The organism is Streptomyces lonarensis (assembly GCF_012033735.1).
Taxonomy (GTDB): Bacteria; Actinomycetota; Actinomycetes; order Streptomycetales; family Streptomycetaceae; genus Streptomyces; species Streptomyces lonarensis.
Map to the genome: position 1 here is coordinate 1 of NZ_JAAVJD010000279.1, position 6,095 is coordinate 6,095.

General features: G+C 77.5%; 5 protein-coding genes. 4 read left to right on the forward strand and 1 reads right to left on the reverse strand.

Annotation, left to right across the window (positions count from 1 at the left end):
• A partial coding sequence (locus HCN56_RS22695; protein ID WP_167974081.1) for a glycosyltransferase family 4 protein occupies positions 1 to 1,233 on the reverse strand: 1,233 nt, incomplete at its 3' end.
• Positions 1,234 to 1,666: 433 nt separating this feature from the next.
• Between HCN56_RS22695 and HCN56_RS22700 the strand changes: the two genes are divergently transcribed.
• The 4 genes from HCN56_RS22700 to HCN56_RS22715 all read left to right on the forward strand — a co-directional run.
• The gene (locus tag HCN56_RS22700) at positions 1,667 to 3,124 is read left to right on the forward strand and encodes an SCO2321 family membrane protein (protein ID WP_167974083.1); all 1,458 of its coding nucleotides are present in this window, start codon (positions 1,667 to 1,669) and stop codon (positions 3,122 to 3,124) included.
• Entirely contained in the window at positions 3,124 to 3,921 is a 798-nt protein-coding gene (locus HCN56_RS22705; RefSeq protein ID WP_209313073.1) for an SCO2322 family protein, read from the forward strand. Before HCN56_RS22700 ends, HCN56_RS22705 begins: the two co-directional genes overlap by 1 nt.
• A gap of 88 nt (positions 3,922 to 4,009) precedes the next feature.
• Positions 4,010 to 5,311, forward strand: coding sequence for an energy-coupling factor transporter transmembrane component T (locus HCN56_RS22710; protein WP_312871385.1), 1,302 nt, complete (start codon positions 4,010 to 4,012; stop codon positions 5,309 to 5,311).
• On the forward strand, positions 5,308 to 6,095 hold a 788-nt coding region (locus HCN56_RS22715; protein ID WP_167974087.1), incomplete at its 3' end, for an energy-coupling factor ABC transporter ATP-binding protein. The genes HCN56_RS22710 and HCN56_RS22715, both read left to right, overlap by 4 nt.

The following is a 6,095-nucleotide window of genomic DNA, read 5'->3' on the forward strand; positions in this document are numbered from 1 at the left end:
GCCGCGGGCGGCCTGCTCCCAGGTGAACCGGGACAGCACGCGGGCCCGGCCGGCCGCGCCGATGCGGGCGCGCAGCTCGGGGTCGCCGAGCATGCGGCCGAGTGCGGCGGCGAGCGCCGCCGCGGCGCCGGGCTCGACCGCGAGGCAGGTCTCGCCGTCCGGCCCGGCGACCTCGGGGATGGCGCCGCCGGTGGTGGCGACGAGGGGGGTGCCGGTGGCCATGGCCTCGGCGGCGGGCAGGGAGAACCCCTCGTAGAGCGAGGGGACGCAGGCCACCTGCGCGCTGCGCACGAGGTCGGCGAGTTCCTCGTCGCTGACGCCCTTGACGAACTCCACGGCGTGGCCGATGCCGTGGGCGGCCAGCGCCTCGGCGACAGGCCCCTCGGTCGGGCGGTGGCCGACGACGACGAGGTGGGCGTCCGGGTGGTCGCGGCGCACCTCGGCCAGGGCGTCCACCAGGTGCACCAGGCCCTTGAGCGGCACGTCGGCGCTGGAGGTGGTGACGATGCGTCCGGGGACCTCGGCGACGGCCGGGTCGGGGCGGAAGATCCGGGAGTCCGCACCGATCGGCACGACATGGACCCGGTGCGGCCGCACGCCCAGGTCGTCGATGATCTGGCGGCGGGAGGAGCCGGAGACCGTGAGGACCGAGGGCAGTCGGCCGGCGACCCGGCGCTGCATCCGCGTGAAGGCGTACCAGCGGCGCTTGGAGAGCCGGCCGCGGAGCGTCCCGGCGGCGTCGATCTCCAACTGCCGGTCCACGGTGACCGGGTGGTGGACGGTGGTGACCAGCGGCAGCCCGAGCCTGTCGAGTCCGAGGAGCCCGTACCCCAGGGTCTGGTTGTCGTGGACCACGTCGAACTCACCGGCCCGCGCGGCGAGATGGCGGCGCGCGCGGAGCGAGAAGGTGAGCGGTTCGGGGAAGCCGCCGGTGCGCATCGTGGCGACCTCCAGCGCGTCGACCCAGTCGCGGTACTCGCCGAGCCGGGGCGTGCGGAAGGGGTCGGGCTCGCGGTAGAGGTCGAGACTGGGCAACTCGGTGAGTGTGACGCCCGGTTGGTCGTCGAGCACCGGGTAGGGCTGCGCGCCGACGACCTCGACGCGGTGGCCGAGTCGGGCGATCTCCCGCGAGAGGTGCCGGACGTAGACCCCCTGGCCGCCGCAGAAAGGATTCCCCTTGTAGGTGAGGAACGCGATGTTCAGCGGTTCGTCCGCGCGGTCTCCAGCGGTCACGCCCGCTCCCCTCTCGGCTGTGCGCCGGAGCGTAACCGTCCCGTTCCGGTGGGAACAAGTTCACGTCGGCCCGGCTACTCGTCGGTACGAAGATAGCCGCCGTGCTCCGGACGGTGGGCGGCGGCCACCGGTGATCCCGGCCACGGGCGGCCGCCGCCCGGTGGAACACGCCCCGCCGCGATCACGGCCGCCGGAAGGTGGCCGATACAGTGAGGCCGCACGTCACGTCCCCGCGCGGGGGAAGCCGGTGCGACTCCGGCGCTGACCCGCAACCGTGAGCGGCCCCTGGCCCGCAGCCGGAGCACCCGCGCCGGGACAGCACTGGCTCCCGGCCGCGCGGCCGGAACCGTCGAGGAACACGGAGCCGAGCCCCGGTGCGCCGCGCCGCGGTGGATCGAGTCGTCTCGGCCACCTGAGCGAAAGGCGACCGATCATGAAGCTGCGCCGTGGCGCGGCGGCCCTCACCGGGGCCGCTCTCCTGCTGGGGGCCGTGCCTGTCGCGTACGCCCAGGACGGCGGTGGCGCCGAGCAGGACACCGGCCTGTTCGGGGAGACCGACCCGACGTACGACGGGGTGTGGCGGCAGTCGCTGGCCGTCCTGGCACTGGACGCGGAGGAGCGCCCCGTGCCGGGCGCCGCGCTCGACTGGTTGCAGGGGCAGCAGTGCGCGGACGGTTCGTTCGCGGCGTACCGGGCCGACACCGGGTCGGAGTGCGGCGACGACGTCCTCGCCGAGTCCAACGCGACGGCGATGGCGGTGCAGGCGCTGGCCGTGACGCGGGGTGCCGACGCCGACGAGACCCGGGCCGCCCTGGACTGGCTGGTGGGCATACAGAACGACGACGGGGGGTGGCCCTTCTCCCCCGGCGACCCGACCGACGCCAACTCCACGGCTGCCGTGGTCGGCGCGCTGGCGGCGGCGGGCGAGGACGTCGCGGCGGTGACCTCCGCCGAGGGCGCCTCGGCGTACGACGCGCTGCGCGGGCTCCAGCTGGGCTGCGACGCCGAGGGCGGCGCCCCGGGCAGCTTCGCGTGGCAGCCGGACGGCGACTCGGGCGAGCTGTTCGCCAACGAGGCCGCGACGGTGGACGCCGCGCTCGCGATGCAGGGCAGCGGCGTCCTGGTGGACCCGGTCTCCGGGGACGGCCGGCCCGCCGCCGCCGAGTGCGGCGCCGACGCGGACGCGCTCCCCGAGGACGAGGCACCGCAGGCGGCCGCCGCGGCCGTGGCGGACCTGCTCGACGGCGAGGAGGGCGCCTTCGTGCCCAACCCGTTCGCCGACGGCGACCCCGACGCGGGGGCCACCGCGCGCGCCGTGCTGGCGCTCGCCGCGGGCGGTTACGGCGGGGCCACCGAGGAGCCGCTGGCCTGGCTGGCGGAGAACGCGCAGGAGTGGAGCGCCGGCAACCCGGCCGCGCTGGGCCAGCTGATCCTCGCGGTCCGCGCGGCGGACGGGGACCCGGCCGCGTTCGGCGGCTCCGACCTGACCGCCGACCTGGCGGCCCTCGCCCCCGAGGACGGCGCACAGGACAGCGGCGCTGAGGAGACCGACGGCAGCGGCGAGCCCGCCACCGACAGCGGGTCCGAGGACGGGGACGGCGGATCGTCCGCCGGCACCGTGCTGCTCGTCGTGGTGGGTCTGCTCGCGGGTGCGGGCATCGGTCTGCTGCTGGCGATGCGCGGCCGGTCCGACCGGCGCACCGGCACCGCCGGGAGCGGGACGGCGGCGGACGGCAGCGTCACCGCGGGCGGCTCGACCTCCGACGACCACCGGCCCGGGTGGGAGAACGCCTCCGACTCCTCCGGCGGCTCCTCCGGCTCCTCGGGCTCGTCCGGGTCGTCGGGGTCGGACAGCTCCGGCGGTGACTCCGGCGGCGGTGGCGGCGACTGATGCACCGCGCCGCACCGGGCGCCCGGCGGCCGGCCCTCGTGTCGGCCGCCGCGGCGCTGCTCCCCCTGCTCCCGCTGCTCGTCGCCACCGCCCCTCCGGCAGCGGCGACACCGGCCGCGTCGGCGACGAGCGCAGCGGTGCGGAGCGGCGACGCCCCGGCCGCCGCGTCCGGTCGCGACCAGCCCACCGGTTACCGCTACTGGTCCTTCTGGCTGCGTGACCCGGACGACGCGGACGACGGCACTGCCTGGCGGTACGCGACCGAGGGACCGGGGACGCTCCGCCCTGCCGACGGGACCGTGCTCGGCTTCCGGTTCGGCATCGGCACCGGTGCCGGCGGGGCCGAGCAGCCGCGCGGCGAGGAGACCTTCGCCTCCGTCTGCGACTCGGAAACGCCGGGCGAGGGCGAGCGGCGGGTGGCGCTGGTGCTGGACTTCGGCACGCCCGGGGAGGCACCCGCGGGTGAGGTGCCGCCGCCCCCCGCGACGGCCTGCGCGGTGGTCGCGGACGGCGCCACCGCCGCCGAGGCGCTCGCCTCGGTCGCGGACCCGCTGCGGTACGACCGGTCGGGGCTGCTGTGCGCCGTCCGCGGCTACCCCGAACGCGGGTGCGGCGAGCAGGCGAGCGTCGCCCCCGAGGACTCCCCGGCGGCCGAGGAGGACGACGGCGACGACGGCGCCGGCACCGGGACGGGCGGCGACGGCGTACCCGGGGGTACCGGACTGTGGTTCGGCATCGCGGCGGTGGCCGTGCTCGCCGCCGCCGCGCTGGGCCGCGGCCGGCGGCGGGACCGGTGAGGGGACGGGACCGGTGAGGGGACGGGCCGAGTCCACGGCCGAGTCCACGGCCGGGGCGGCGGCGGAGGCGCGGAGCGGCAACGGACCGGTGCACCGCGGGCGCGCCCTCCTGGCCGGGCTGCGGGCTCCGGTGGCGACGCGTGCCACCGCGCTGCACGCGGGCGCGTGGTGGCTGTGGGCGCTGGGCCTGGCCACAGCCGCGTCCCGGACCACCAACCCGCTGCTGCTGGGACTGATCATCGCGGTCGCCGGCTACGTCGTCTCCGCGCGGCGCACGGATGCGCCGTGGGCCCGCGCCTTCGGGTTCTTCCTCGCCCTCGGCGCCGTCGTCGTGGTGCTGCGGGTGCTCTTCGCCGTCCTGCTGGGTTCCACCGTCGGCGGCACACATGTGCTCTTCACCCTGCCGGAGGTGCCGCTGCCGGGGTGGATGCAGGGCGTGCGGCTGGGCGGCCGGGTGCTGGCCGAGGGGGTGCTGTTCTCCTTCTACGACGGGCTGCGGCTGGCGACGCTGCTGATCTGCCTGGGCGCGGCCAACGCGTTGGCGGACCCGGCACGACTGCTGAAGTCGCTGCCCGGCGCCCTCTACGAGGCCGGGGTGGCGGTGGTCGTGGCGATGACGTTCGCGCCGCGGCTGATCGGGGACGTGGTGCGGATGCGGGCCGCGCGGCGGCTGCGCGGCCGGCCGGACCGCGGCCTGCGGTCGGTGGCGGGGGTGGCGCTCCCGGTACTGGAGGGGGCGCTGGAGCGGTCGGTGGCGCTGGCGGCGGCGATGGACGCCCGGGGCTACGGGCGCTCCGCGCGGGTGCCGCCCGGAGTACGGCGCACCACGGCCGCGTTGACCCTCGGCGGGCTGCTGGGCGTCTGCGCGGGGAGCTACGGGCTGCTCGCGGCCGACGGCGGCATGCTCGGCCTGCCGGTCCTGGTCGTGGGCGTGGCCGCCGCCACCGCGGGGCTGTGGCTGGGCGGCCGGCGGGCGGTCCGTACCCGGTACCGGCCGGACCGGTGGGGTGTCCGCGCCTGGCTGGTGGCGGCCTCGGGGGCGGCCGTGGCCACGGCGTTCGCGGTGGCGGCGGCCGCCGACCCGGCGGGGCTGGCCCCGCCGACGGTCCCGCTGACCGCGCCGTCGTTGCCGCTCTGGCCCGCCGGGGCGGTGCTGCTGGGGCTGCTTCCCGCAGTGGTGGCCCCCTCCCCCGCGGAGGCGGCCCGGACGGGCGGCGGCACGGACGGCACGGACAACCGCCACGGGGACGACAGCGAGGGGGGCGACGGCCCGCCGCGCGGGCTGCCCGGACGGGACGGACCGCCGCCCGCGCGCGACCCGGGGACGGCCGCACGACGGCGCGCGGCGCACGGCGAGGACGACGGCGACCACGGGAGGAGCGAGGGATGATCCGGTTCGAGCAGGTCGAGGTGGTCTACCCGGGAGCGGCTACGCCCGCGCTGAGCGGCGTCGACCTGGAGCTGCCGGAAGGAGAGCTGACCCTGCTGGTGGGCCCCTCCGGCGTCGGCAAGTCTACGCTGCTGGGCGCGGTCTGCGGGCTGGTGCCGCACTTCACCGGCGGCACGCTGACCGGCCGGGTGACGGTGGCGGGGCGCGACACCCGCACCCACCGTCCGCGTGAACTGGCCGACGCCGTCGGGTTCGTGGGCCAGGACCCGCTCGCCCACTTCGTCACCGGCACCGTCGAGGACGAGCTCGCGTACGGCATGGAGTCCCTCGGGCTGCCGCAGCCGACCATGCGGCGGCGTGTCGAGGAGACGCTGGACCTGCTGGGCCTGGCGCAGTTGCGGGGTCGTGCGCTCACCGATCTCTCCGGCGGGCAGCAGCAGCGGGTGGCGATCGGCTCGGTGCTGACGACCCACCCGCGGGTCCTCGTCCTCGACGAGCCGACCTCCGCGCTCGATCCGCCCGCCGCCGAGGAGGTGCTGGCGGTGCTGCAGCGCCTCGTCCACGACCTGGGGACCACGGTGCTGCTGGCGGAGCACCGGCTGGAGCGGGTGGTGCAGTACGCCGACCGGGTGCTGCTGCTGCCGGGCGCGGGCGGGGCGCCGGTCCTCGGCGAGCCGGCCCGGGTGCTGGCGGAGTCGCCGGTGCGGCCGCCGGTGGTGGAGTTGGGCCGACTGGCGGGCTGGTCGCCGGCCCCGCTGTCGGTACGCGACGCGCGGCGCCGCGC

Coding starts and splice junctions, on each gene's coding strand:
- HCN56_RS22700 (WP_167974083.1), top strand. CDS start 1,667: ATGAAGCTGCGCCGTGGCGCGGCGGCCCTCACCGGGGCCGCTCTCCTG.
- HCN56_RS22705 (WP_209313073.1), top strand. CDS start 3,124: ATGCACCGCGCCGCACCGGGCGCCCGGCGGCCGGCCCTCGTGTCGGCC.